This is a genomic window from Psychrobacter sp. NPDC064578 (genome assembly GCF_044901245.1).
GTDB classification, from domain to species: domain Bacteria; phylum Pseudomonadota; class Gammaproteobacteria; order Pseudomonadales; family Moraxellaceae; genus Psychrobacter; species Psychrobacter cibarius_C.
The window spans coordinates 200,353-225,187 of sequence record NZ_JBJDPI010000001.1; the positions used below are offsets into that span (position 1 = coordinate 200,353).

Sequence of the window (24,835 nt, forward strand, 5' to 3'; positions counted from 1 at the left end):
TTTGTTTACTGTTTTTGAGTATATAGCAACAGCATGCACAATCACAGTTTAAAATAAAAGAGCTATATCATAGCGTTAAAAGCAGACCATAAAAAATGCCAGTGGCAAATGCGACTGGCGTTCTCTTAAACATTATGACCTGACAATCAACATTAGGGCTTATCCGCTTTGCTTTAAGTATGGCCACGCCGCTCTGAGATAAATCATCATCGACCATAGTGTCAAAATAACAGCAGCAACCATCAGCACATAACCGATCGTTTCGAGCGACTCCCAGTTTAATAAAAGTACCGTAATAGCCACCATTTGAAACGTCGTTTTTAGCTTGCCGACATACGACACCGCCACACTGGTACTTTTGCCCAGCTCTGCCATCCATTCACGCAGCGCTGATACCGCAATTTCACGCGAGATAATCACAATCGCGGCGATTGCCATAATAATATTGGGATGCCATTGCACCAAGATAATAAGCGCCGCTGCCACCATTAACTTATCAGCGACAGGGTCTAAAAAACGACCGAAGGCTGACATAACATTAAGCTTACGGGCAAAATATCCATCAAGCCAATCAGTAATCGCTGCAATAATAAAAACGCTAGTCAAAAGTAAATGGCGTAACAAGCTATCACTAAACTCGCTCATACCGACCCGCGCAATCACATTGTCTGAGATGGCAGGCATGCCAATTCCCATAGCAGGTGGCCAATAAGCAATCGCGACAAACAGCGGAATCATTAAAATCCGCGCGATAGTAAGGTTATTAGGCAAGTTAAAAATACTCTTGGTATTTTGCGGCTCCTGCGTATGCAAATGCGTATTCTCAGTCATGGCAAACCCAGTTTTATATAAACATATTAATGGTAGATAGCTTAGCATTTTTCACGCAGGTCGTCATGCCATCTCTTTAGCTATTCAGTTATCGATATGATGTCGGTTGAATTTAAAAGTAGTACAAGACAACCGAGTGTAGATGTATCTTTAATACTTCAAGCGAGGTTAACGCAGTAATATTTTTATAGTGGAATGACTATACTATTAAGACTAATCAATCTTTCATATATAACTACAAAACTCTGCTACGCATTTTTCAATGTTAGATATGACACGACTAAAAGACTCATCTATTGTAGATGAAATACGACGTTAATTTTCTCTCTCATAAGCTCTAAACGTAATGTCATGTAACCAAAATAGCCAAACCGCTGTCAATTGCGCTATGATAGCGATTCTGATAAAAACACTTGTACACTTAAATATGTAAGTAAATATATGCAGTTATTGAATTAAGCACCACCACCCTAATATTAGTTAATATAGCAAAACTCATAATAACAATAGGTCACAACCACTGCCTCTGTAGTTCCTTTACACGATCAGTTTTCCTCGGCCCACAGTTCCTCCTCTGTGGGCTCTTTTTTTGTCTATAATTTGTGCTTGGTTAAAGGTTTTTGTCATATACAAGTATGACTATCTGCAGAAATCTGTATCCCTTGATCACTAATCTCAAAAAACGGCATGTTAATTTTAATGGAAAACCCACCATAAGGTGGGCTTTTTATAATACAAATGATAAAGCTGTAAGGGCTTAATAAAACAAATAAAAATATTTAGAGCTTTACATCACTCAGTGTCATCGCCGTTATTTTGATTGGCACAGCGAATAGCCACGCAGTACCAGCAGTACAATAGAATCTGTTATTATGATAAGACACGATTTGGGCAGTAAAATCGTTTGAATCTTGATCACACATAGCTTCTTCATCACTATTATCATCTACCGCACACCATATCTCATGGCAGCCATGCTCAAGCATTACACGAGTCAGCTCACTTCCTCTAAGCACTATATTCACCTCTAACTTCGTACTATTTTGTATATTATGTTATACGAATATAACTGTTTCTTAGCAATTTGGACAGCTTTATTTTCAATTAAAGTATTACAAATTAATATACAAACTTTCAGTTATAAGCGGCTATAGATTTATATCATCATAAAAAAGTTCTACTTTTTTTACTGGTATGGCGCATTGCCATTCAACGCCTTCTTTACAGGAGAATTTATCGTTATCAAAAGAAATAATGTGCCTTAGCGAATCATATTCAGCGCTATCGATACTAGCCATCGCCTGCTCGTCGCTCTCATTACTGACCGCACATAAAACCTGCTTATCCCCTCGTGCGAGCATGGCACAAGTCAGCCCACTTCCTCTCAATCTGGTACTCATAAACTATCCTTTATTTTCAACAATTTATAGATTTCTTGCTATATCATATAGATATAGAGATACTATATAGTATTTATTTATAGTCTCTTTAGTATTTAAGTGTATATGCAGGTTAACTCGTCGCACCCATCGCTTAGTGTTTTTTAACTTTAAAGGGCTCTGAGAATTGTAAAATCAAAAAGCCAACGACCGATAATATAATGGCAATCTCATAACGACCGTAAGCCACCGAAATACCGATGGCACCCGTATTCCATAAGCTCGCTGCCGTGGCAGTGCCCTTTGAGCCTTTTTCATTTTTAAAAATCGCCCCACCACCGATAAATCCCATACCTGTGATGATGGCATACATGATTCTCGCTTCACCAGTAGCATCATAAATATCCATACCAACCAACATGAACGCGCATGACGCAATGGTTACCAGTGGAAACGTCCTTAACCCCGCGCCGTTGTCTTTCATCTCACGATTAAGGGCAATCGGTAATGACAATATAAAGGCGATGCCCAACTGGAAAAAATGATAGCCCATCAGCTCTAAATCTATGTCGAATCCAAACATCGTTATCACCTTTTCATATTAAGAAAACACCCTTAAAGTCCAGTTTCGGATAGCGCAGTCGCTAAGTAAACTTTCGCCATTATTTTGCTTTGTTGATTGCCTCAACCGTCTGTTGCGCCATTTGATAGCAACTTTCGATATTGCCTTGTCCGCACCAATCACCACTGACAATCCATTGATGAGACTCGTCTATCAAGATGCCTAATACTTCTTTATCACTATCAGAAACAGTGGCGGCATAACGCCAACGATGGCAATCTATTTGGCTAGGAGCATGGTCATCATTCCAATTCAATGCTTGCTTGGCAGCTGTTAATAACTGCGCTTTGATCGTCTCCATATCGTCATCGACATGCTGCTCTGACCAGTCGTTGCGCGCATGAATAGTGACACTGGGTAGCAGGTCATCGCGAGCAGGTTTTTGATGCTCGATAAATATTCTATCGAGTATAGAGTGATTGAGATAAGCCACATCCCAGCGTGGCGCTGCTTGAGCGCTTAACATTTTTGGTAATGTATCAAAATTATCCCAACCCAGCATCAGCGTATAACACGCCAGCATTTTTGGCTTAGAAATCTTGGCTTGCTCAGCAAAGCCGCTCTCTGCCATTAGCTCTATGGTCTGACCATTAGGCGCGGTGCATATCACCCAGTCAAAGTGACCTAGACTCGCACCAGTCTCGTCAAATAGCTCAGTTTTTTTTTCAACCTTTGCCGCTATAGACCTGTCAAATTGAGCCAATGGCGCAACGCGGGTTTTAAATTTTATGGTGCTGTACTGCAACTCATCAGCCAGTGTACGTCCCCAACTGGTCATTTTTGGCGTACTGATATAGCGGGCTTGCGTGGTGTTCCATTGCTCCTTACTCTGAATATCGGGCGCTTGGATATCAGGCGATTGAGTATCATGATTCGCTGGCGTTAAATCGATCACCTGCGCGCACCATGGCTGTAGCAATCCCGTCTCTAACCAAGGCGTAATAAATTGCTTAAAACTTGCCGTCTTAGCCGTAAAAAACTGCGCCCCAAATGCCCATTGCCAGTTTTTACCAGTGGGGCTATCAGTACGATATCGAGTGGCTAAACGCCCTACGCTACGTGACTTTTCAAAGACAGTAATTGGCGGTAAGGGTCTTTGCGCACTATCTTGTGCTATGTTTTGAGCAAAGGCGCGCTCTAATAATGTAGCGGTAAACAGCCCCGTCAAACCACCACCAATGATAGCGATTTTTGGTGATTCTGTAGCGACAGCGGGCAAAGAGTGATTGGTCATAATGACAGCAGGCCTCATATAATGTTGGATAAAAAAGGGAGTGATAATAGTAGGAATGTTTTAGATAATATAGCTATCGTTAGATAAGGTGGTTATCGAAAGTATTGAACCTTTAAAGTTTTTTGATATCAATATCGTCTGCGTAAAAAAGCCATGCTAGTTTTCATAACATGACTTTTCTGAACTCTAGTCATCTATTTACTGAACGTGCTTTAAATCGATACTTTAGCCTACTCTCCTCGCGCAGCTTTGACTACCTCAACCAGCTGATTAATCACCGAGCTATCCGCAAGAGTAGACAAATCACCCAAACCAACATACTGACCTGCTGCAAGGTTACGTAAAATCCGGCGCATAATTTTGCCCGAGCGGGTTTTGGGTAGTGCCTCAACGATATGAATAGCATCCAAATTGGCAATCGGACCAATCTCAGCGCGAACATGTCGATTCAGCTCAGCTTTTAGCGCTTCTGTCTCTTGTTCACCCGATTTTAGAATAATAAAAGCACAAACGCCCATGCCGCGAATCTCGTGCGGCATTCCGACAATGGCGGCCTCCGCTGTCGCAGGATGCGCGACCACGGCGCTCTCAATTTCTGCTGTTCCCAGACGATGCCCTGCGACGTTAAGCACATCATCGACGCGACCCGTGATCCAGTAATGTCCATCTTCGTCACGCTGCGCCCCATCACCAGTGAAATAATAACCGGGATACTCACTAAAGTACGTCTGTAAAAAACGCTCATGGTCATTATAAATAGTACGCATTTGCCCCGGCCAACTGCTGTTAATTGCTAGGTTTCCTTCAGCAGAGCCTTCTAGCATAGTACCGTCACTATCAACAATCTCTGGTTTGATACCATACAAAGGATTCATCGCTGCACCCGGCTTGAGGGCGACCGTGCCCGGTATCGGTGCCATGAGGATGCCGCCTGTCTCAGTTTGCCACCAAGTATCTACAATCGGACACTTGCCGCCGCCGACGACATGATAATACCAGTCCCATGCTTCGGGATTGATCGGCTCGCCGACTGTTCCGAGTAATCGCAAACTTGAACGATCAGACTCCCGCACAAAGACATCGCCCTCCTTCATCATCGCTCGAATCGCCGTCGGTGCAGTGTACAGAATGGTCACATCGTGCTTATCGATAATATGACCGATGCGTGCCCATGTGGGATATTCTGGTACACCCTCGAACATCACCGTCGTCGTACCATTGGCAAGCGGTGCGTAGGTTGCATAGGTATGACCTGTGATCCAGCCTACGTCCGCAGTACACCAGTAGACGTCATCGTCTTTAATATCGAACACATCTCGAAAAGTAGAAAGAGCATAGGTGATATAGCCGCCCGTGGTATGCAGCACACCTTTAGGTTTGCCAGTAGAGCCAGAGGTATACAATAAAAATAGTGGGTCTTCGGCATTCATGACTTCTGGCTCGCAATGTTCTGACTCGCCATCGACCAAGTTATGATACCAAACATCACGGCGACCACTCATCGGTACAGAATTACCCGTACGATGAACGACAATGACGTTGGTGACGCTGTCAGTGCCATCCATATCTAGTGCCCGATCGACATTGGCTTTGAGCGGCGTATGCTTATTACCACGTAAGCCTTCATCAGCCGTAATGATGATTTTTGAGCGACTGTCTATCAGGCGATTGCCCAAGCTCTCAGCAGAAAAGCCACCAAAGACCACAGAATGTACAGCGCCAATACGCGTACATGCCAGCATCGCTATCATTGCTTCAGGTATCATCGGCATATATAGGGTCACGCGATCGCCTTTTTTAACCCCAAGCTTACGCATGGAATTACCCAAGCGACAGACCGCTTGATGTAGCTCTTTAAAGGAGATGATTTTGTGCAGTGAAGGGTGATCGCCCTCCCAAATAATGGCAGGCTTGTAAGGATTTTTTTTGACATGTCGGTCGAGACAGTTGACAGAGATATTCAACTCGCCGTCCTCAAACCATTTTATGCGAAAATCATCCAAATCATAGTTAACGTCGCTGATTTTGGTCGGTTTTTTTATCCAATCGATCAGCTCGGCACGCTTCGCCCAAAAAGCATCATTAGCCTGAGGTGATTCGATAGATTTTTCATAGTCTTCGCGGTATTGTTCAGCGGTAGTATTGGCAGCAGCGATAAATTCGGCCGCAATAGGGAATGATTTTTGAGTCATCGTATTTGTCCTTTTTAATTATTATGACCTGCACGCATAACGGTCGAAAACGACTGCCTGTACAGGTGATAAGAGTCATCTTCCATAATGTGTGACACTCACGGTTAGTTTGACAAATAAGCAGAACGGTTGCAAGGTATCAACAGCCATTCATAACAATATGCCTATATAGCGGTATACTTGATCACCCATAATAAAATTTATTGACGAGGTGTGGTTTTACATCTACTCGCTTTTACTATTGGTATTGGTATTGATATTGGTATTGGTATTGGTATTGGCCAATTTAAAACATGTTTTGATTTTGGCACAAATAAAGGCATCACCGTCCAGATATCAGATAATGATATGACATTTAATCCTTGTAACCTTGTATGAAATATGGACAATAGCTACACGCGAGATACGACGCCAAAATACACCCTTCACCAAACCCTCTTATTGACCTGCTGCTATAAAGATAAGCAATCGGCGTTGTTGATTCGATGACGGATTTGGTGGCTGGTTTTTTAAACCTATTATTTTATGAGACGACCATGAGCAATCACCGCAATGCATCACAATACACCCACTATGATGTCATCATCATCGGCGCTGGCGCGTCAGGGCTATACTGTGCGCTCACAGCGGGTCGCCGTGGTCGCCGCGTACTGGTATTAGACCATGCCAATAAAGCGGGCAAAAAAATCCTCATGTCAGGTGGTGGACGCTGCAACTTTACCAATTATTATGTGGAGCCTGAGCACTTTATCGGTGCCAATCAGCATTTCTGTAAATCCGCGCTTAGTCGTTATCCCAGCTGGGAATTTATCGGTATGGTGGCAGCACATAACATCCCTTACCATGAGCGCGAACACGGTCAGCTATTTTGTGATGATTCAGCGCAAGATATTTTGACCATGCTCCTCGCGGAATGTACGGCAGCTGGTGTACAAGTAAAGCTGAATGCGCAGATTGACAGTGTGCAAGCTATCGAAAATGACAAGAACGCCAAATTTGAATTACTGACCACCAAGCAGCTTAGCAAAAAGGAAAAGCAAGAGAGAAAAGAATCCGCCAATCAAACCAAACTGCCGCAAACAGGCTACCGCTGTGAGTCACTCGTGGTCGCCACGGGCGGACTGTCTATTCCAACGATGGGAGCCAGTGGTTTAGGATATGAATTGGCGCAGCAATTTGGGCACACGCTGATTGCAACCGATGCCAGCTTAGTGCCCTTTACCTTTACGGATAAAACGGGTGAGCTGATTCGATCTTTGGCTGGTATTAGTTTGCCAGTCATCGCTAGCAATGAGCGAATCTCTTTTAAATTGCCTATGTTGTTTACCCATCGCGGGCTCTCAGGCCCTGCTATGCTACAACTATCAAACTATTGGCACACTGGCGAGACCATTAGTATCAACCTGCTGCCAAATATCGACATGACAGCGCTGCTCCTTGCGCACAAAAAATCACACCCAAAGCAACTGATTCGGACGGTCGTAGCGGATTATACCGATAGCGGCGATGACAGTCATAAGCTACCAAAAAAGCTGCTTGCCGCGCTACAAACGCACCTTTGGGAGGATATCAAAGACACCGAACTTGCCAATATTAAAGATGAACGGCTGACGGAGCTTGGCGCGACTTTGAATGGCTGGCAGCTCAAACCCTCTGGTACAGAAGGCTATCGTACCGCTGAGGTGACCCGCGGCGGCGTAAAAACTGATGAAGTCTCCTCAAAGACCATGCAAAGCAACATGCAGGAGGGCTTATACTTTATCGGTGAAGTGCTGGATGTTACTGGTTGGCTTGGCGGTTATAACTTCCAATGGGCATGGGCCAGTGGCTTTGTCTGCGGTGAAGTGGTTTAACCTCATTTAATCATAACGATGTAGCATTGTTTAATCATAAGCAGTGCTACATCGGCAGTGCTTACAGATAGCGCTTATAGACAGCACTTACAGACAGCACTTACAGACAGCATTTATAAACAGTGTCATGGCTACCACGCCCTAACGAGATATCCCTATTTTTATTCTACTTAAGTTGCCTTTTATCAACATTAGTCCTTGATAAATTATTAAAATAAACACAATATAGGTAGCTATAAATGTAGCTTAACTTAACAGAACTTTTTTATTAAAAAACATGTTTCGTCTGACGAGGTAATAAATGCGTCCTATTAAAAATATTCATGGTGATAAAGCGCCGCACTGGGTAGGTGACGGCTTCTATGTAAAGACCTTAATCAACCATCTTGACGATAATCCTCATTTTAATTATATCCATACCGACCCTTTTTTATTATTCGATTATGGCAAACCAACAATCTTTGATCCAAACCCCAATTATAAAACACAGCCGCATGGAGTCGGACAGCATCCACACAAAGGCTTTGAAACCGTCACTATCGCCTACGAAGGTGAAATCAGTCATGCCGATTCAGTAGGTGGGCAAGGGATTATTCAAAAAGGCGATGTGCAATGGATGACCGCAGGTCGTGGCATCATGCACGAAGAGTTTCATTCGGAGGCTTTCGGTCAACGCGGTGGCGTCTTTAGTATGGTGCAACTGTGGGTTAACTTGCCAAGTGCGCACAAACTGACCGACCCAAACTATCAAAGCATCAAACGGGCAGATCTGCCTCTCGTCGAGCTGATCGACAGCAGCAACCCTAACCACCAAACGACGATTGGCAAGGCGGCTATCATTGCTGGTGCGTGGCAAGAAATCACAGGCGCGGCAAATACCTTTACTCCGATTAACTTATGGAATATTGAGCTGCATACTGCGGGCGCGACGACGCTAAAAGTGCCCAACACCCACAATACACTACTGCTAGTACAAGAAGGTGAACTACTGGTCAATGGTACGTCAGTCAGTGCTGGCAATTTGATTCAATTTGATGCGCCAACTCAGCACCGCACTGATGGGCAAACACTGGCTACCGATACCATTGAGCTGCATTATCCTGCTACCGAAAATGGCGAGCAAGCACCAGTCAAGCTTTTACTATTGAGCGGCGAACCTATCGGTGAACCAGTCGCAGGTTATGGACCCTTTGTAATGAACACCCAAGAAGAGCTCCGCCAAACGTTTCGGGATTACCAAACAGGCAACTTTGTTAAATAGTTAAAATACAGGCATCAAAAAGCCACCTGACAGTCTGCGTCAGGTGGCTTTTTATTATGTGCTTATGTATCGGCTAACGCTGAGGGTGTTTTTAACACACCTTAAGGTTAGCTAATCATAAGGGCAGCTGATTATCCATTATGCTTGGTTAAGGAATGGATAATCGGTATAGCCTTCAGTACCACCACCATAAAAACTCTCTGGATGCTGCTCATTGAGCGCCGCCCCTTCTCGGATACGCTCAACCAAATCAGGATTGGCGATATAATCACGGCCAAAAGCAACCGCATCGATATAGCCTTCCTTGATGTTTTTCTCCGCTTTTTCAGCAGTATAGCCACCAGCAGCGATGATCATATTGTCAAAAGCATCACGGACACGCTGACGGAATGCATCACTATAAGGCGTACCACCTGCCCAATCAGGCTCAGAGAGATGCAAATACATCAGACCACGCTTGTTGATCTGTTCAACTAGCCAGATGTTTTCGTCTTCGTTGTAGCCTGCTTCTACATTGTTAAACGTGCCAAGTGGCGAGATACGAATACCCACATGATCAGCATCCCACGCATCAACACAAGCATCGATGACATCAAGAGTCAGACGCGCACGATTCTCACGGCTACCGCCATACTCATCATCACGCTGATTGGTTTGCTCAACCCAAAACTGATGCAATAGATAACCGTGTGCACCATGAATCTCTACCCCATCAAAGCCTGCTTCTTTAGCATTTTTGGTCGCTTGGGCAAAATCAGCAATGACTTGCTTAATCTCATCAAGTGTCGCTGGACGTGGCGTGGTCGCTTCAACGCGAATGGCGTGGTTATTGCTATCACGCAATGACGTACGCACACCGACATGCACATCAGACGCTGAGATCGGCGCTTTACCATCAGGCTGCACGCTTTCATGCGCGACCAATCCTGTGTGCCATAGCTGTACGACAATTTTGCCACCTTTGGCATGGACATTATCAACGATGGTTTTCCACGCAGTGATTTGATCTTGGGTATGGATACCCGGCGCGCCAGCATAGCCTTTTGCCTGAAAAGATACCTGCGTCGCTTCAGTAATAACAAGCCCAGCACTCGCACGCTGTGAATAATACTCTCCAGCAAGTGCCGTCGGTACATCACCAGGTTCGATCGAACGCAGACGTGTCAACGGTGCCATGATGATGCGGTTTTTTAGGGTTTGCGTACCCATTTTTACATGTTCAAATAAATTATCGTGTGCCATAAAAAGCCTTATTTGTTGTTATAAAACCATAATGATTGGTTTGTTATTAATGAATAAATAGCGCGCTCGTTTTTCAATACGCTATTTATAAGCCGTAGTCTTTATAGGGGGCAAACGTGATAATTCCAAGGAAAAATGACCAACAAAAATATCAATATGGCATGATATCGGTATTGATAATACTCATTATTCAACGCCTCTTATCAGCCTATTAAGCGAATGGCTTTAATCATTGAAAAACATAAATAGCAAAATAACATTATTTATCAATAACCTGTACTCATAACCTCTCAGTCAAAAGTCTACTTAGGGCGTGTTGAACGATGACCCAATCGAGATTTTTACAATTTGAGCATCTTTTTAATGGACAACTCTAAAGACAAGTAAGTGCCAAACAATATCACCATCGAGCCGATGATCGCAGGTGTGTCCAATGCTTCACCAAGCAATAAGTAACCCAATATAATCGCAAAAATCGGAATCACCAAGGTAATACTGGTTGCGCGCATAGGACCAATACTTTTTATCAATTGATTCATAAAAATCAAGGCAATGGCGGTTGAAAACACGCCAATACAAATGACAGAAACCCAAGCAGTAAGGCTAATGCTTTTACCATACGGGAATTCATAGACTGCTATCGGCAGCATGATAATACTGGCAATGATGAGCGAACCTGCGGTAATAGCGACTGGTGATACATTGTATAAGTAGTTTCTGGTGATATTGGCACCGACAGCATAACCGACACAAGCCAATAACGCATAGCCCATTGGTAGCAACCCTGAACTTGACTCAGCGCCCTGCCCGCTACCGCCAAATAAGTTTTCACTCATCAAAATAATCACACCGATAACACCGATGACTAAACCGAGAATTTGTGTTCTTGACAGTCTGTCTTTAAAAAATGTACTGGCGATGAAACCGCTCATCATAGGCACAGACGCATTAAGCACCGCCAACACCCCTGCGTTTACCGAGCGCGCTGAAAAGGCAAACAGGATAAAGGGAATAGCCGCAGAAAATAATCCAACCAGCGTCAACACTTTCCAATTATCCCGTATACCCTCTCTGTTTTTTGGGCTGATCAAAACAAAAACCAGCATGGTCAGTCCAGCCAAGACCACACGAAGACTCGCAAAAGCTAACGAGCCAAATTCAGGCACGCCGATACGATAAAAAATAAAAGACAGCGACCACATAAAAGATAAGGTGATAAAAATAATGAGGTCGCGGTTAGACATGGGGTGATCCTATCAAGCGTTAGACGATTGCTCCCTACTTATAAAATGGCTATTTATGAACTTCTCGTTATGAAATGATTATTATCAATAAATTCATCATAAAAACGCAGTTATAAAAGGCTCAGTCGTAAAAAGTATCGTGTGATAAAAAAACCTCGATGATAACTTTTTAATTGCTCGATTGATGTTGTATTTTCTGTATTTATCGCTGATTTCTTCTACAAATTCACTTTATCCAAAATAAAGTCAATATCCTTATCGCCGCGCCCTGACAAATTGACCAAAATCGTCTCATCCGCTGACATATCCTTGGCGATTTTCATCGCATAAGCGATGGCATGTGCCGACTCTAAGGCAGGAATAATACCCTCAAGGCGCGACAATGCCATAAACGCTTCTAGACATTCAGCATCAGTCGCCGACTCATAAGTAGCCAGTTTTAAATCTCGCAGATGCGAATGCTGTGGTCCAACCCCTGGATAATCTAGACCAGAAGCAATCGAATGTACGGGAGCTGGCTCGCCTTTTTCATCGAGCAGCACATAGCATTTAAAACCATGAATCTCGCCTTTGACGCCGAGCGACATCGTCGCCGCATGATTAGGAGTATCCAGACCTTCGCCTGCGGGTTCCACGCCTATTTTTTCTACATCTTTATCATCAAAAAAGCCGCTAAACATACCGATAGCATTCGAGCCGCCGCCAACACAAGCGACCACTTTATTAGGCAGCTTACCCGTCGTCGCTAGGAACTGCGCCCGTGCTTCATGTCCGACCACCGATTGAAAATAACTGACCATTTCAGGATATGGCGCTGGTCCCAATGCCGAGCCAATCGCAAACATACTGCTATCAAGCTCATTCAAATAAGTCTCAAAGGCGCTATCGACCGCTTCTTTTAGCGTACCAGCGCCACGCGAGACTGGTACGATATTGGCACCCAAAATCTTCATACGACTGACGTTTGGATGCTCCTTTTTAATATCGACAACACCCATATGAATCTCACACTCCATACCCATCAAGGCCGCTGCCGTTGCCAACGCTACGCCATGTTGCCCCGCACCCGTTTCGGCAATTACCTTTTTTTTGCCTAATTTCTTGGCTAATAACACTTCACCCAAACAGTGATTAATCTTGTGCGCGCCCGTATGATTTAAATCTTCACGCTTAAAATAAATCTGCGCGCCGCCGCAATGCTTCGTCAAACGCTGCGCATGATAAATAGGACTTGGACGACCAACATAGGTCTCACGCAAGCGCTTCATCTCAGCGATAAAATCATCGTCTTTAATGATTTCACGAAAACCCACTTCGATTTCTGCCATGGCTTTGGCCAGCTCAGGATGACCAATTTTGCCACCGAACTCGCCATATAAACCATCGTCATTGGGCAAAATTGATTGATGTAAACCGTAGCCAGTGGCGGTATTTTGCGTTGTCATAGTTAAGCCTTATCGTTTTAAATGGAGTATTAGTATTGGCATTTTTGCCAAATGATTTAGCTTTTTTAAGGACAAGAATAATTGAATGTATTTGTGTTCTAGTACATTGAAACAAGATAATAAGCGAAATTCTCTATTCGGTCAAGTTTACACGTCACTCTAAAAACAATTGACTAAGTGACTAAGTGACTAAGTGACTAAGTGACTGGCTAAGACATTGACTAAAATCTGGCAAGAATAATCGTTGAATGAAAGCCTGATTTATCTATAAGTATTACAGCAATCGTGTGACTGAAATAATAACGCAACCTATGTTTGCTAATATGATGCTCGCTTAACTTAGCGCACCTTTGCAGTCTAAAGCTAATATTATTTCATACGGGCTTTTTAGCTTAAATATCAAATTAGGATACACCATGCAACGACGCCAACTGATTAAAGCCATGGGTTTAAGCTTAGGCGCTATTAGCACCTCCGCTGCAGTGAGTGGTTGCCAAACGCTTGCCAAGCAGCCAAAACTACCAAGCAAAATTACTCAAGCTGGACATTTTCCTAATATCATCGTTGGTAGTGGCTACGGCGGTGCGGTATCGGCGCTACGGTTGAGCGAAAAAGGTCATAAAGTGTTGATACTTGAGATGGGTATGCGCTGGGATAGAAGCCGCGAATATAATACCTTTTGCAAAATGATTAACGCTGATAAACGCTCAAGCTGGTTTAGCAATATGCCAAACGCTCCTATTCCGATACCCATTCCTATCAGAAAATATCCTGGAGTTTTAGATTTAATCGAATATGAAAATATGAAAGTCTTCGCTGGGCGTGCTTACGGCGGCGGCTCTATCGTCAATGGCGCGATTGCCATTCAGCCCAGACGCTCGCACTTTGAAGAAACGTTCCCTTGGATTGATGCTGATGAGATGTACGACACTTACTTCCCGCGTGCTATGCGAGAATTAAAAGTCAGCCAAATTCCTGAGTCGTTTTTCAATGAGTCCGAGCATTACGAATTTACTCGTTCAGCTGAACGCCAAGCCGAAAAAGCGGGACTAAAAACAGAGTTTTTCGGTAATAGCTACGATTTTGACTATATGCAAAAAGAAGCCCGCGGCGAAGTCTATAAATCAGCGCTCGGCGGTGAAGTTATCTATGGCAATAACGCTGGCAAGTATTCACTGGATTTAACCTACCTAAAAGACGCTGAAGCCACGGGCAATGTCACGGTCAGAACCTTGCACAAAGTTAATACTATTCAAGCGCTCGATAACGACCAACTGCGCCTAGAAGTGCATGTCATCAATAAAACTGGCGGCGTGGATAAAATTGAGCATTACACTTGCGATAAGCTCTTCCTTAATGCGGGCAGTACTGGCACCTCAGAGCTGCTACTCAAAAGCCAAGCCGAAGGGAAGCTAAACAACCTAAACGAACACATCGGCAAACATTGGGGACCCAACGGTAACATCATGACAGGGCGCAATTTCGTCCATGCTGCTGGCACCACCCAATCTACCATTCCGGTCAAAGGCATCAATATGTGGGACGGCGATAGAGGTGGCTCAAAGTACAAAATCTTTGCCGAACTTGCGCCCTTACCATTGGGACTTGAAACGTGGACAACGCTATATCTCGCCATCACTGACAATCCAGAACGCGGCAACTATTACTATGATAAAGCCAGCAAAACCGTCAAGCTGAACTGGAAACGCGAGCAAAACGAATACTCGGTGAATGCTGCTAAAGAGCTGATAGAAAAGCTCGCCAAAGTAAATGGTGGATCAACTTCAAGTTTACTGTTTACCAAAGGCTTCGGCGATAACTTCTGTTATCATCCGCTTGGCGGTTGCGTATTGGGTAAGGCGACTGATGAAGTGGGACGCCTCAAAGGGCACGAAAATATCTACGTGCAAGATGGTGCATTAATCCCCGGTAGCGCTGGCGTCAATCCGTACGTGTTTATTACTGGGCTTGCTGAGCGTAATTTGGCAAGTATTTTGAAGGAAGATTTTGGGTAGGTTTTTGAACCTATAGAATATAGATATATAGAAAATGCTCTCAATGAGCGTTCTTTGGCTTTTATGGGGCTATTTCCTGCTTTACTCCCATATCTTATATACCTCAACTAGAACTAGCTGCAACATCTACTTTCTTGATACTATCAATCATGTTTCATAAATTGAACGAGATGAATAATGTCCATAAATATTGTAAGTCGCCCTTGGGAAGTACCATCAAGTGCTGTAAATACTATTTTTCTCGTAAAAAATAATTGGAACGATCATGGATTCTATACTACTTTCGGCTTAATAGTATTTGATAAAATGGAAAATTGCATGATATTGGGCTTTTAAGAATAGCTTATACGAATCAGAAAAAAGGAGAGTCAGAACATGCTTCATCAAAACTTGGAAAAGGATTTGAGGTTTTAGACAGCGAATATTTTTCTCTAGGGGCAAGCCTTGAATATTATAGAAAAGTAAGCCACTTACCAAAAGACCTAAGGGATATTTTACTGAAATCTCTGAATGATATGGTTTATAACAAAGACATTATCGATACCATACTAGACGAGGATGTTGTTAAAAACTCATTATTAAGAGATGCTAGCTTAACCACAATAAAGAACCAATATGTTAGGGTGCTTAAAGGTGGAGCACCTTTAACTGAATTTATATTTGAATTTAAGCGCAAAAATTCAAAAGATTTTTCTGATATCGACCTTAAGTTTGAAATATATCCTGAGTCTAAACCTAATACGAATATTCATGTACTAATTGGTAGAAACGGGATAGGTAAAACTACTATATTAAATGGAATGATTGATGCCGTCATAGGAAGTGAAGAAAAATCTGTTAGCTTTGTCACTGAAAACCTCTTTTTGGGAGAAGTAGATATTCCTAATGATTACTTTAGTAGAATGGTTTCAGTCTCATTTAGTGCTTTCGATCCTTTCAGACCTTATGACGAGCAGGATGATCCTACAAAAGGCACCTGTTACAGCTATATAGGTTTAAAAAGTAACGATAAAGAAGGTCTCAAAGAGATCAATGAGTTACATGATGAGTTTATTAAAGCCTTAAAAGTATGTATTCACTTAAAAAAGGACCGGTGGTTAAGTGCTATTCAGACCTTAGAGTCCGACAACAATTTCTCTGAAATGAATTTAAAAGACCTAGTTAATTACACAGGTAGTGAGATAGAAAAAATAGGATTAGAGAAGATTAAAGGCATGAGCTCTGGTCATGCCATTGTCTTAATTACTTTAACGCGTTTATTAGCTACTGTAGAAGAAAAAACCTTAGTATTGATTGATGAGCCTGAAAGTCATCTGCATCCACCTTTATTATCTGCTTTTATTAGAACACTTTCAGATCTATTGATTCACCAAAATGGTGTAGCCATAATTGCAACGCACTCGCCTGTTGTACTCCAAGAGGTACCAAAATCTTGCGTATTGAAAATAATAAGATCAGGTGAAGTTACAAGATGCTTTCGTCCTGAGATTGAAACCTTCGGCGAGAATGTTGGTATTCTAACAAGAGACGTATTTGGTTTAGAAGTCACTAAATCTGGTTTTTACAACTTGTTAGACAAATCAGTATCAAATGGCGGTTCGTATCAAAGTATCTTAGAAGAATACAATAACCAGCTTGGCATGGAAGGAAGGTTACTTTTGAAGTCTCTAGTCCATTCTAGAGATAATGAGTTAATAAATGAGAAAGATTAAAACAGCGCTACCTTCGAGCAGATTAGTGATTAGAAGATGTTGCGAAGGGATAGTTAAAGATGTAGATTTAAAAGGCCGCCTAATAGATGCTACAGTCGATTTTCATCATTTAGAACAGCAGTATAGAGATTTAGGTACTATTCAAGAACTTTATACTTTGAAGAAATATATAAAGAATAGTAGTACAGACCCATTAGTCACTTCGAAACTTTTACATTCCGAACTTACAAAGATATATTCAAATTTTTATGCCTACTTAGATAAGCCAGCTCGAAAGATCTATGATGAAATTAAAGCCAATGCATTAGGAGAGTGTCCTTACTGTGGAATCGGAAATCCAGAGCATCTAGACCATTATTTACCTAAGAAATATTATCCTCAGTTTTCTATAACTTCTTTAAATTTAGTACCTGCTTGTCTAGATTGTAACGTAGGAAGCAAAGGTAGCGATTATGCAGCGGAACAAGGAAATCAGATAATACATCCATACCTAGATGCTGACTTTTATTTCGATCAACAATGGATATATGCTGAGTTTTTAGATAGAGGAGACGACTATATAGTTGTTGAATATAGCGTGAAACCACCAATTGACTGGCAACCCATTCAGAAAGAACGTGTTAAAACACATTTCATGTCATTTAATTTAAAGAATAGATTTTCTAGACTAGCAGCAGATGAGCTTAGCATTTTATTAGAACAAATAAAAACAATGGAAGAAATGGGTATGAGCTCGGATACGACTTGTGAGGTATTAGTGAATCCAGTTATTAATTCTAACTTAGCAGCAAATAATTGGAGAAAAGTAATGCATGTAGCTGCTAAAAAATATATCAATAACAAATAATTAATAGAGCCTTTGTTGCGCACTAAGTGTTTTATGCTAGGTTCGAATTTTTGACAGAATCATTAATGGTCAACTTGAGGAGCGTTTTAGCCCTGATAGCAGCGGTATCCTAACGCAGACGATGGCGTTGCGGACTATGGCTGGAGGTATTCGCTCGAATGTTGGAATGCCACCAAACAAACCAGTCCGCACGACATCGACAAGTTAGATACAAGCGGATAGCAGGATTAGCTCCAACAACTAACCATCCATCAAAAACTTATAAACCCTCTTCTCAAAATCTAACCAAAACTCCCTGCTACATCACAATATTTGAATTCCTAAAACTCTCCTCCCTACCACACACCCATTGAATTCCAACCACGCATCGGCAACAATGACAGTATTTATTGATAACACTCAATCTAGAATAATTATTCAAGAAAAAGGACAAATAATGAAACTGCGCATCTTAAAATCTGCCGTGACCAACCCTTGGTTTAATCTCGCCACCGAGGATTGGATATTCCAAGCACTCGACCCAGACTCGCACACACTATTCTTATGGCGCAATAGCGAGACCGTGGTCATTGGGCGCTCGCAAAACCCATGGGTAGAATGCAAAATCGATAAGATGGAAGCCGACGAGGTGTTTTTGGCGCGGCGTCAGAGTGGTGGTGGCGCGGTATTTCATGATTTAGGCAATACCAACTTTACCTTTTTATCACCCAAAGCCGACTACGATCAAGCAGCGAACTTTACCATCATCATCAATGCGCTAAAAAAGTTGGGCATAGACGCGGACTTGTCTGGTCGTAATGACATGCAAGTCGGTGATAAGAAAATATCAGGTAGCGCCTTTAAACACGCGGCTGATCGTAGCTTTCATCATGGCACATTACTAGTGAACGCTAACATGCAGAAGCTCGGCGATTATCTCAATCCGCATCCGCTTAAGCTCAAAGCCAAAGGTATTAAATCGGTGCGTGCTCGCGTCGCTAACTTAGTAGAGTTTAACGAGTCGATTAATCACGAGACCTTATCCGAGGCGATTATCGAGGCATTTTGCGAGTATTATGGCGATACTGCTCCGGTAGAAGAATTGGATGAAGCCAGTCTCGCCAAGCAACCAACGTTGAACAAATACTATCAGCAAATGGCAGATTGGGATTGGCGCTTTGGCAAAACTCCTGAATTTACCCATCATATTGAGACACGCTTTGATTGGGGCATTATTGATTTGCACCTTGATGTGAAGCAAGCAGTGATACGCGATGTTGTCATCTTTTCTGATGCGCTAAACGTTGAATTAATTGAGCTATTAAAAAACACGCTGACTGACATTAAATACAATCAAGTCGACATCAAAACAAAGCTTGATGAATTAGGTAGAGCACATCCTGAGTTGGCAGCACAGATTGATGACGTGTCTGTGTGGTTACTTGGGGAGATGGAGGGTTAGATTTTTGCTTGTTATTAATAATGAATAAAGAGACTCAATTTCCTCTTGTATCCAATTGCTCAAACGCTTTTATGCTTTACGCTGACTGAGCTTGCCGTATAAATCATGACTTTAGACAAACTTAAGTTTGATATTTTGCGCTTTTGCCATCTATAATGTGATGCAAATAATAGAATCGCTATAACAATCCAAACTTTAAACGTTTAAGCAAGGTAGCACTATGGCAGCCTATATCACCGTCGGCGCAAAGACCTCTCACGGTGGGACGGTCATCTCCGGCTCAGCGCACACCACTCATAACGGCATCCCTGTCGCGCGTAAAGGTGATAAAGTTATCTGTAAAAAATGCAAAAAGGTCACCACTATTGTTAGTGGTGATGCCTCCTTTATTGTCGATGGTGCGCCTATTGCTCGCGGCGGCGATGTCACCAGCTGCGGCGCTAAGCTGATTGCTAGTCAGCAGTCGTTTGCGGAGTCTGACTTTGATGTGGGTAGTATTGCGCAGGAAGCGCCTTTGGTGTTTCCGAAGTCGGATATGAGTAGTTCATTTGTAGAGAATGATGAGGAAGAACCTGAAGAGATTCACTTTGCTGTTGAAGTCCTTGAGCTCTATTCCGAAAATAACGCTAGCAATATCAAAGTCGATGAGTTTGATAGTGAAGGCAACTATTTAGGTAGTTACAACTTAGCAGATAACCCGAGTAATTTATCAGCAAATATCTCAGGATTTGGAGATTATAACCCCCATAACCCTAATGTGCAGTGGGATTCCACTGAAAATCGGATGATGTCTAAAAAGCAAAAATCTAAGAGCAATGGCGTTAACTCTAATCTTCCTTGGTATGAACAAGAAGGTAATCAAAACAAAGCAATGGCACTGGCAGATGAAGTTAGTAAAGGCATATCTGAAAGCTTAAATTCAACTGCAGAAGGGTACAAAGATAGAGGAAATAAATTAGTAAAAGACACAGTTGGTGTTGCTAAGCACACTAAAAATGCCATGGTTATTAATCTTGGTATTATAGAAGCTGGATTAAAGGATTTTCCCCAAAGAACTAAGGCCTCGGCAGCAACTGCCATGCTACGATTCGGTCAAAGATCGAACGTAGACTTTGTATATATAGCAGGTGGCGCAGGCGTTAAACATTTTGGTATTGATATAGGAATGTCTGTAAACGTTCATAACGGAAAAGTATATGAACCTGCAATCGCAAATGCTAATGTCAATACTAATAAGGCGCCATCCATTAGTGTTCAGGTAGGGGTTGGACGTATTATAAGTAGTAACATTAAAGATGACGCTAGAGCTACAGATGCCATCCTATCAGGTAAAGGACATTCATATTCTATTGAAGTTGGTCCAGCAACTGCTGCCATTGAAACGACTGATGATGGTACGACCTTTGCAGCAAGCGGTAGTGTTGGTAAAGGTTGGACCATTAAAGGTTCTAATGGCAGCTCTTCTATTGGTGCTAGTAAAGGCTCTACAAATATGGAAGAAGCAACTAACATGAAATACAACTCTGCAAGAAATATAATCAAGTATGTAGGAAAATAATCAGTGAAAATAAGAGGTGAAGAATACAAGTTATCCCATATCTTATTTATTGCTTTCGTTTTTGTTTTCTTCATATTATCTATTAAAACAGAACCGAACAAAGAGCTTGAAGTATATCGACAAGAACTAACAGAGAAGGAAGGTTGGTTGCTTTCCGAAATGAGTAAAATCGCGATCTTTCTAAACTTTGATGAAAGTGAGTATGATTATACTAACCGTGAGGTTTGGTTTTATTCTTGGTATTACGGTTACGACTTTAATGAAGGTAAATTATTAAGGCTAAAACATAGTCTGATCGAAAGAGGTTGGACAGATATGACTAATCGAATGGAAAAGCACGATTATACAGCTTTAGTTACAGTAAAATCTGATGAGATAGCTAAAAATATCCAAATCTTATGCAATGATAAAGCCACTATACTTTTGTATATGACAGATATGCAAAAAGACCCTGATTACAAGTCTACTAAAGTTAGAACACTGATTGAACTTCTCTATGACTATAGTTCACCTTGTTATGATTTGATTGAAGAACAGTATGAGAATTCTAGCGATATAGAACTAAATAATTAGTATCACTTTCTAAAATTTAATAACGAGAACATATAAAAAATAAACTGTTAAAAGGATATCTAATGTATCAAAGAAAAACTACTACTCTAATTAAGTCTTTACTATTAGCTACTTTATTATCAAATATATTAATCGTTTCTGCTTGTTCAGCGGAGTCATCAAACACTCCTATACTGTCAAATCAAAGCACTCCTGCTGAGATATACGAACTTGGCCTTGCCTACTATGAGGGTAACTCAGTTCCTCAGGATTATGAAAAATCTTTTAGCCTATTTAAAAGAGCTGCTGATCAAGATTATGCTCCTGCTAAATATGATCTCGGTACTATGTATTATGAAGGTATTGCTGTTGAGAAAGATTATAAAAAAGCATTTAAGTGGTTCCAACAAGCTGCTAACCAAGGGTATTCTAAAGCTCAATTCAATCTCGGTGTTATGTACCATGAAGGTATCACTGTTGAAAAAGATGATCTAAAAACATTTAAATGGCTTCAACGATCTGCTAACCAAGGGGACGCCGACGCTCAGCATCATATAGGCGTCATGTATCATGAAGGTATTGGTGTGGAACAAGATTATAAAAAAGCAATGCAGTGGTATACCAAAGCCGCTGATCAAGGATTAGATGTAGCACAATTTAATATCGGTGATCTTTACGAACATGGTTATGGCGTGCCGCAAGATTATGACAAAGCTTTTGAGTGGTACAAAAAGGCTGCTGATCAGGGAAACCAAGAAGCAAGCAATCGAATAGGTAGATTGGTTATGAATGGTAAAATCGATGATAAAGATATCGTCATTTATAGCACACAGGAAACTGGTCTTACATTAGGCGATATTGAAAAAATGAGCCAATAACTTATAAGTTACCTAATCACTCTGTCTAAAGTAGCTTTGACCTCACTAGCATACTACCCCAAACCTTATTTTAAATATAAAAATTCCAGCAGTGATGGAACCCTTCTCACTGGCTCACCGCATACCATTCATAACATTATCCCTGTCGCTCGTAAGGGCTATAAAGTCATTTGTAAAAAATGTAAAAAGGTTACCACCTTTCTTAGTGGTGAACCATCCTTTATCGTCGATAGTGCACCCATCGCACGCGGCGGTAATGTGACCAGCTGCGGAGTTAAGTTAATTGCTAGTCAGCAAACGTTTTAGTAGTCGGACTTTGAGGTTTTCGGGGTTGAGCAGGCGGTAGCAGAACTCTGGAGAGATGGTAAGACTAAAATAAAATAGAGAAGTAATATAATGAATAAGTACTTAGCTCTCTTTGTGGCAACATTGCTATTAGGTTGTGCTCCCAGTGTTGAGGTAACGCCTAATAAACTACCCGACGCTTACCTGAATCAACCTTATGAGGCAAATATAAATATAATAAATTCAGCAGTTGACGACTTGACGTTCTATTCAACTTTTTCAGACGCTAGTTTTAAAACTACTCCTGAAGTCATGGAGAGTGGTCAAGACGACTATAACAATTTAACGATTAGTGGCCTACCCACTACTATTAATCCTATGACAGTTTATATATCAGGCAATACCTATGGAACTAACTTTCCTGGTAAATATTTTGAAAAAGAGTACACCATTGAGATGAAAGTTACAGAATAGATAATCTATATTATCGATGAACTTATCGATAATATAGATTATCTATTCTTTTAAAGTGAATAACCCCTGTATTGCCAGAAAATCAACATTCTGAGAGATTAAGACTATACTAGGGTTATTCGCTTTTCGCGTTGGTAGACAATTATACTTAGAAAGCATGAGAAGTAACTCTTTTTTCGGCGCTAGTCAAGACTCTACAAATATGGAATTAGCAAAGGGAATGAAGTATAACGCTGCAAAAAATATAATAGAATATACAGGAAAGTAATCAGTGAAAACAAGAGGTAAACAATATAAATTATCCGATATTTCACTTATTGCATTCGTTGTTATTTTATTTGTATGGACTGTAGACTTAGAACCAAATAAAGAGCTTGAAATATACCAACGAGAATTGGTTGAGAAAGAAAGCTGGCTTATATCCGAACTTGATACAATTGCTAAGTTTATGAACTTCAAAGTAAGCGATCATAGTTATTCTAATAGGGATGTGTGGTACACATCCAGATATGCAAGCCCCGAGTTTGACAAGAATAGACTGTTACATTTACATGGCTTTCTTCTCAAAGAAGGCTGGGTAGATATGACTGATAAAATTGACGAAAACGATTATATAGCTAATACCTCAAGTAGATCTGATAAAACAGCCAAACGTGTCCGTATTCTATGTAAGGATAAAGCTACCATTTTTATGTATATGACCGAAATGCAAAATGATTATCTTATTGATTTATTTAAAGCTCGTACTTTGGTAGAACTTAAGTATGATTACAGTTTATCTTGTTATGACTTGAATATAAAAAAACATGATAATTCTATTGCTATAGAGTTGGATAATTAATATTAGACTAAGTATAAAGTCATGTATCAAACACCTACTAGCTGAAAGCAATGAGAACTCTATGAAAAAACTACCCTTAGCCACAATCAGTATTTTAAGTATTTCCCTATTATCCACTTATGCAAATTCAGCCAGTTTTGATTGTAAAAAAGCGACTACTTGGGTAGAAAAAACCGTTTGCGAAAGTCCTGAGCTATCTAAGCTTGATAAGGCGATGGCAAAAAAATATAGAAGCGATCTCAATAATGCAGCTAACGACGAAGACAGCGAAATCTACAAAAACAATGTGATTATAGATCAAAAGTTATGGTTAAATTTTCAACGGAATAGTTGTAAAGATACCAATTGCCTTATACGTGAGTATGAAGAACATATCGGAGAAAAGACAGGTTCTGAATGGAACGATGATTTAGGCTCTTCTGATTTACCTGATAAAAATGCGTTTGGAGAGTTTTCTAAAAACTTCCAGATTTCAGTCTATAACGTAGACGGCAAACGCAACAATACTTTTCAAGATGCAACGAATACTTTATCGATTAATAAGGTTGATAATAAACCTCATATCTCTGTAATTGAAAGCATCCTGATTTTTAATAATTTACACACCTGTGAGATTGAAGGAAGCATTGCAACATGGTCACAAAATCACTGGGTGATTTATGATAATAGCCAAGATAAAGAAGTTAGGCTAAGGTTATATCCTGCACCTTATAAAGGTAAGAATCAGTTACTATTAAGAGACGTTGATTATCAATTTAGCTCAGGGCGTTGTGGAGTGCGCGGCTATTTTGACAGTATTATATTAGAACATCAGTAAGTGAGCCGAGTGTCTTAATATTGCCTGAAGCAATATTATGCTGAACTGAAGCTCTATTACAAGAAACTAAATCTACCAAACCAAAAAAAGCGGCAAGATAATCTATCTTGCC

General features: G+C 41.2%; 22 protein-coding genes. 13 read left to right on the plus strand and 9 right to left on the minus strand.

All coding sequences use genetic code 11. The annotated features are described in order from the left end of the window. Window positions 1-159 precede the first annotated feature (159 nt). The 6 genes from pgsA to acs all read right to left on the minus strand — a co-directional run bounded on the left by pgsA (window position 160) and on the right by acs (window position 6,258). On the minus strand, window positions 160-831 hold the full coding sequence (pgsA, locus tag ACI2JM_RS00810) for a CDP-diacylglycerol--glycerol-3-phosphate 3-phosphatidyltransferase (protein WP_055123738.1): 672 nt from the start codon (window positions 829-831) through the stop codon (window positions 160-162). 779 nt (window positions 832-1,610) lie between these two features. Then, window positions 1,611-1,847 (minus strand): hypothetical protein, encoded by a 237-nt coding sequence (locus tag ACI2JM_RS00815; RefSeq protein ID WP_227675952.1) that lies wholly within the window; start codon window positions 1,845-1,847, stop codon window positions 1,611-1,613. Window positions 1,848-1,979: 132 nt separating this feature from the next. After that, window positions 1,980-2,231 carry a hypothetical protein gene (locus ACI2JM_RS00820; RefSeq protein ID WP_404641411.1) on the minus strand — a complete coding sequence of 84 codons (252 nt, stop codon included), beginning with the start codon at window positions 2,229-2,231 and terminating at the stop codon, window positions 1,980-1,982. A gap of 133 nt (window positions 2,232-2,364) precedes the next feature. Beyond that, window positions 2,365-2,793: an MgtC/SapB family protein gene (locus ACI2JM_RS00825; protein WP_055123559.1), complete on the minus strand. Its 429-nt coding sequence runs from the start codon at window positions 2,791-2,793 to the stop codon at window positions 2,365-2,367. Between the two features lie 79 nt (window positions 2,794-2,872). Then, window positions 2,873-4,066, minus strand: a complete 1,194-nt coding sequence (locus tag ACI2JM_RS00830) for an NAD(P)/FAD-dependent oxidoreductase (RefSeq protein WP_404641413.1) — start codon at window positions 4,064-4,066, stop codon at window positions 2,873-2,875. Between the two features lie 230 nt (window positions 4,067-4,296). Next, window positions 4,297-6,258 carry an acetate--CoA ligase gene (gene acs / locus ACI2JM_RS00835; protein ID WP_404641415.1) on the minus strand — a complete coding sequence of 654 codons (1,962 nt, stop codon included), beginning with the start codon at window positions 6,256-6,258 and terminating at the stop codon, window positions 4,297-4,299. 536 nt (window positions 6,259-6,794) lie between these two features. On the opposite strand from acs, the gene ACI2JM_RS00840 reads away from it, so the two are divergent. Next, on the plus strand, window positions 6,795-8,111 hold the full coding sequence (locus tag ACI2JM_RS00840; protein WP_404641417.1) for an NAD(P)/FAD-dependent oxidoreductase: 1,317 nt from the start codon (window positions 6,795-6,797) through the stop codon (window positions 8,109-8,111). 301 nt (window positions 8,112-8,412) lie between these two features. Continuing rightward, the gene (locus ACI2JM_RS00845) at window positions 8,413-9,372 is read left to right on the plus strand and encodes a pirin family protein (RefSeq protein WP_404641419.1); all 960 of its coding nucleotides are present in this window, start codon (window positions 8,413-8,415) and stop codon (window positions 9,370-9,372) included. A gap of 138 nt (window positions 9,373-9,510) precedes the next feature. On the opposite strand, the gene ACI2JM_RS00850 is transcribed toward ACI2JM_RS00845, so the two are convergent. From ACI2JM_RS00850 to trpB, 3 genes are all read right to left on the minus strand, one after another. Next, window positions 9,511-10,614 carry an alkene reductase gene (locus ACI2JM_RS00850; RefSeq protein WP_270894634.1) on the minus strand — a complete coding sequence of 368 codons (1,104 nt, stop codon included), beginning with the start codon at window positions 10,612-10,614 and terminating at the stop codon, window positions 9,511-9,513. A 341-nt stretch (window positions 10,615-10,955) separates the two neighbouring features. Then, window positions 10,956-11,858 (minus strand): DMT family transporter, encoded by a 903-nt coding sequence (locus ACI2JM_RS00855; protein ID WP_201540872.1) that lies wholly within the window; start codon window positions 11,856-11,858, stop codon window positions 10,956-10,958. A 218-nt stretch (window positions 11,859-12,076) separates the two neighbouring features. Next, window positions 12,077-13,303, minus strand: a complete 1,227-nt coding sequence (gene trpB, locus ACI2JM_RS00860; protein WP_404641422.1) for a tryptophan synthase subunit beta — start codon at window positions 13,301-13,303, stop codon at window positions 12,077-12,079. Between the two features lie 416 nt (window positions 13,304-13,719). Here trpB and ACI2JM_RS00865 point away from each other — a divergent pair, with 416 nt between their 5' ends. The 11 genes from ACI2JM_RS00865 (at window position 13,720) to ACI2JM_RS00915 (ending at window position 24,723) form a co-directional block, all read left to right on the plus strand. Beyond that, on the plus strand, window positions 13,720-15,318 hold the full coding sequence (locus tag ACI2JM_RS00865; protein WP_404641424.1) for a GMC oxidoreductase: 1,599 nt from the start codon (window positions 13,720-13,722) through the stop codon (window positions 15,316-15,318). Window positions 15,319-15,632: 314 nt separating this feature from the next. Then, window positions 15,633-17,030, plus strand: coding sequence for an AAA family ATPase (locus ACI2JM_RS00870; RefSeq protein ID WP_404641426.1), 1,398 nt, complete (start codon window positions 15,633-15,635; stop codon window positions 17,028-17,030). Next, on the plus strand, window positions 17,017-17,877 hold the full coding sequence (locus ACI2JM_RS00875; RefSeq protein ID WP_404641428.1) for a hypothetical protein: 861 nt from the start codon (window positions 17,017-17,019) through the stop codon (window positions 17,875-17,877). Before ACI2JM_RS00870 ends, ACI2JM_RS00875 begins: the two co-directional genes overlap by 14 nt. 436 nt (window positions 17,878-18,313) lie before the next feature. Continuing rightward, window positions 18,314-19,318: a lipoate--protein ligase gene (locus tag ACI2JM_RS00880; RefSeq protein ID WP_404641430.1), complete on the plus strand. Its 1,005-nt coding sequence runs from the start codon at window positions 18,314-18,316 to the stop codon at window positions 19,316-19,318. A 220-nt stretch (window positions 19,319-19,538) separates the two neighbouring features. Beyond that, window positions 19,539-20,876 (plus strand): PAAR domain-containing protein, encoded by a 1,338-nt coding sequence (locus tag ACI2JM_RS00885; RefSeq protein ID WP_404641432.1) that lies wholly within the window; start codon window positions 19,539-19,541, stop codon window positions 20,874-20,876. A gap of 3 nt (window positions 20,877-20,879) precedes the next feature. Further along, on the plus strand, window positions 20,880-21,449 hold the full coding sequence (locus ACI2JM_RS00890) for a hypothetical protein (protein ID WP_296240910.1): 570 nt from the start codon (window positions 20,880-20,882) through the stop codon (window positions 21,447-21,449). Between the two features lie 62 nt (window positions 21,450-21,511). Beyond that, window positions 21,512-22,306, plus strand: coding sequence for a tetratricopeptide repeat protein (locus ACI2JM_RS00895; protein WP_296240908.1), 795 nt, complete (start codon window positions 21,512-21,514; stop codon window positions 22,304-22,306). A 36-nt stretch (window positions 22,307-22,342) separates the two neighbouring features. Then, window positions 22,343-22,612, plus strand: coding sequence for a PAAR domain-containing protein (locus ACI2JM_RS00900; RefSeq protein ID WP_404641435.1), 270 nt, complete (start codon window positions 22,343-22,345; stop codon window positions 22,610-22,612). 90 nt (window positions 22,613-22,702) lie between these two features. Then, complete coding sequence (locus ACI2JM_RS00905; protein ID WP_404641437.1) at window positions 22,703-23,065, plus strand: hypothetical protein; 363 nt, start codon at window positions 22,703-22,705, stop codon at window positions 23,063-23,065. A gap of 271 nt (window positions 23,066-23,336) precedes the next feature. Next, on the plus strand, window positions 23,337-23,906 hold the full coding sequence (locus tag ACI2JM_RS00910) for a hypothetical protein (RefSeq protein ID WP_404641439.1): 570 nt from the start codon (window positions 23,337-23,339) through the stop codon (window positions 23,904-23,906). Window positions 23,907-23,967: 61 nt separating this feature from the next. Beyond that, a complete protein-coding gene (locus ACI2JM_RS00915; protein ID WP_404641441.1) occupies window positions 23,968-24,723 on the plus strand; it encodes a lysozyme inhibitor LprI family protein in 756 nt (251 codons plus the stop codon). Window positions 24,724-24,835: the final 112 nt, after the last annotated feature.

Bases quoted from the DNA above. Each gene is read 5' to 3' on its own strand.
- pgsA (WP_055123738.1), bottom strand. From the start codon at position 831: ATGACTGAGAATACGCATTTGCATACGCAGGAGCCGCAAAATACCAAG.
- ACI2JM_RS00820 (WP_404641411.1), bottom strand. From the start codon at position 2,231: ATGAGTACCAGATTGAGAGGAAGTGGGCTGACTTGTGCCATGCTCGCA.
- ACI2JM_RS00825 (WP_055123559.1), bottom strand. From the start codon at position 2,793: ATGTTTGGATTCGACATAGATTTAGAGCTGATGGGCTATCATTTTTTC.
- ACI2JM_RS00830 (WP_404641413.1), bottom strand. From the start codon at position 4,066: ATGACCAATCACTCTTTGCCCGCTGTCGCTACAGAATCACCAAAAATC.
- acs (WP_404641415.1), bottom strand. From the start codon at position 6,258: ATGACTCAAAAATCATTCCCTATTGCGGCCGAATTTATCGCTGCTGCC.
- ACI2JM_RS00840 (WP_404641417.1), top strand. From the start codon at position 6,795: ATGAGCAATCACCGCAATGCATCACAATACACCCACTATGATGTCATC.
- ACI2JM_RS00845 (WP_404641419.1), top strand. From the start codon at position 8,413: ATGCGTCCTATTAAAAATATTCATGGTGATAAAGCGCCGCACTGGGTA.
- ACI2JM_RS00850 (WP_270894634.1), bottom strand. From the start codon at position 10,614: ATGGCACACGATAATTTATTTGAACATGTAAAAATGGGTACGCAAACC.
- ACI2JM_RS00855 (WP_201540872.1), bottom strand. From the start codon at position 11,858: ATGTCTAACCGCGACCTCATTATTTTTATCACCTTATCTTTTATGTGG.
- trpB (WP_404641422.1), bottom strand. From the start codon at position 13,303: ATGACAACGCAAAATACCGCCACTGGCTACGGTTTACATCAATCAATT.
- ACI2JM_RS00865 (WP_404641424.1), top strand. From the start codon at position 13,720: ATGCAACGACGCCAACTGATTAAAGCCATGGGTTTAAGCTTAGGCGCT.
- ACI2JM_RS00875 (WP_404641428.1), top strand. From the start codon at position 17,017: ATGAGAAAGATTAAAACAGCGCTACCTTCGAGCAGATTAGTGATTAGA.
- ACI2JM_RS00880 (WP_404641430.1), top strand. From the start codon at position 18,314: ATGAAACTGCGCATCTTAAAATCTGCCGTGACCAACCCTTGGTTTAAT.
- ACI2JM_RS00885 (WP_404641432.1), top strand. From the start codon at position 19,539: ATGGCAGCCTATATCACCGTCGGCGCAAAGACCTCTCACGGTGGGACG.
- ACI2JM_RS00895 (WP_296240908.1), top strand. From the start codon at position 21,512: ATGTATCAAAGAAAAACTACTACTCTAATTAAGTCTTTACTATTAGCT.
- ACI2JM_RS00905 (WP_404641437.1), top strand. From the start codon at position 22,703: ATGAATAAGTACTTAGCTCTCTTTGTGGCAACATTGCTATTAGGTTGT.
- ACI2JM_RS00915 (WP_404641441.1), top strand. From the start codon at position 23,968: ATGAAAAAACTACCCTTAGCCACAATCAGTATTTTAAGTATTTCCCTA.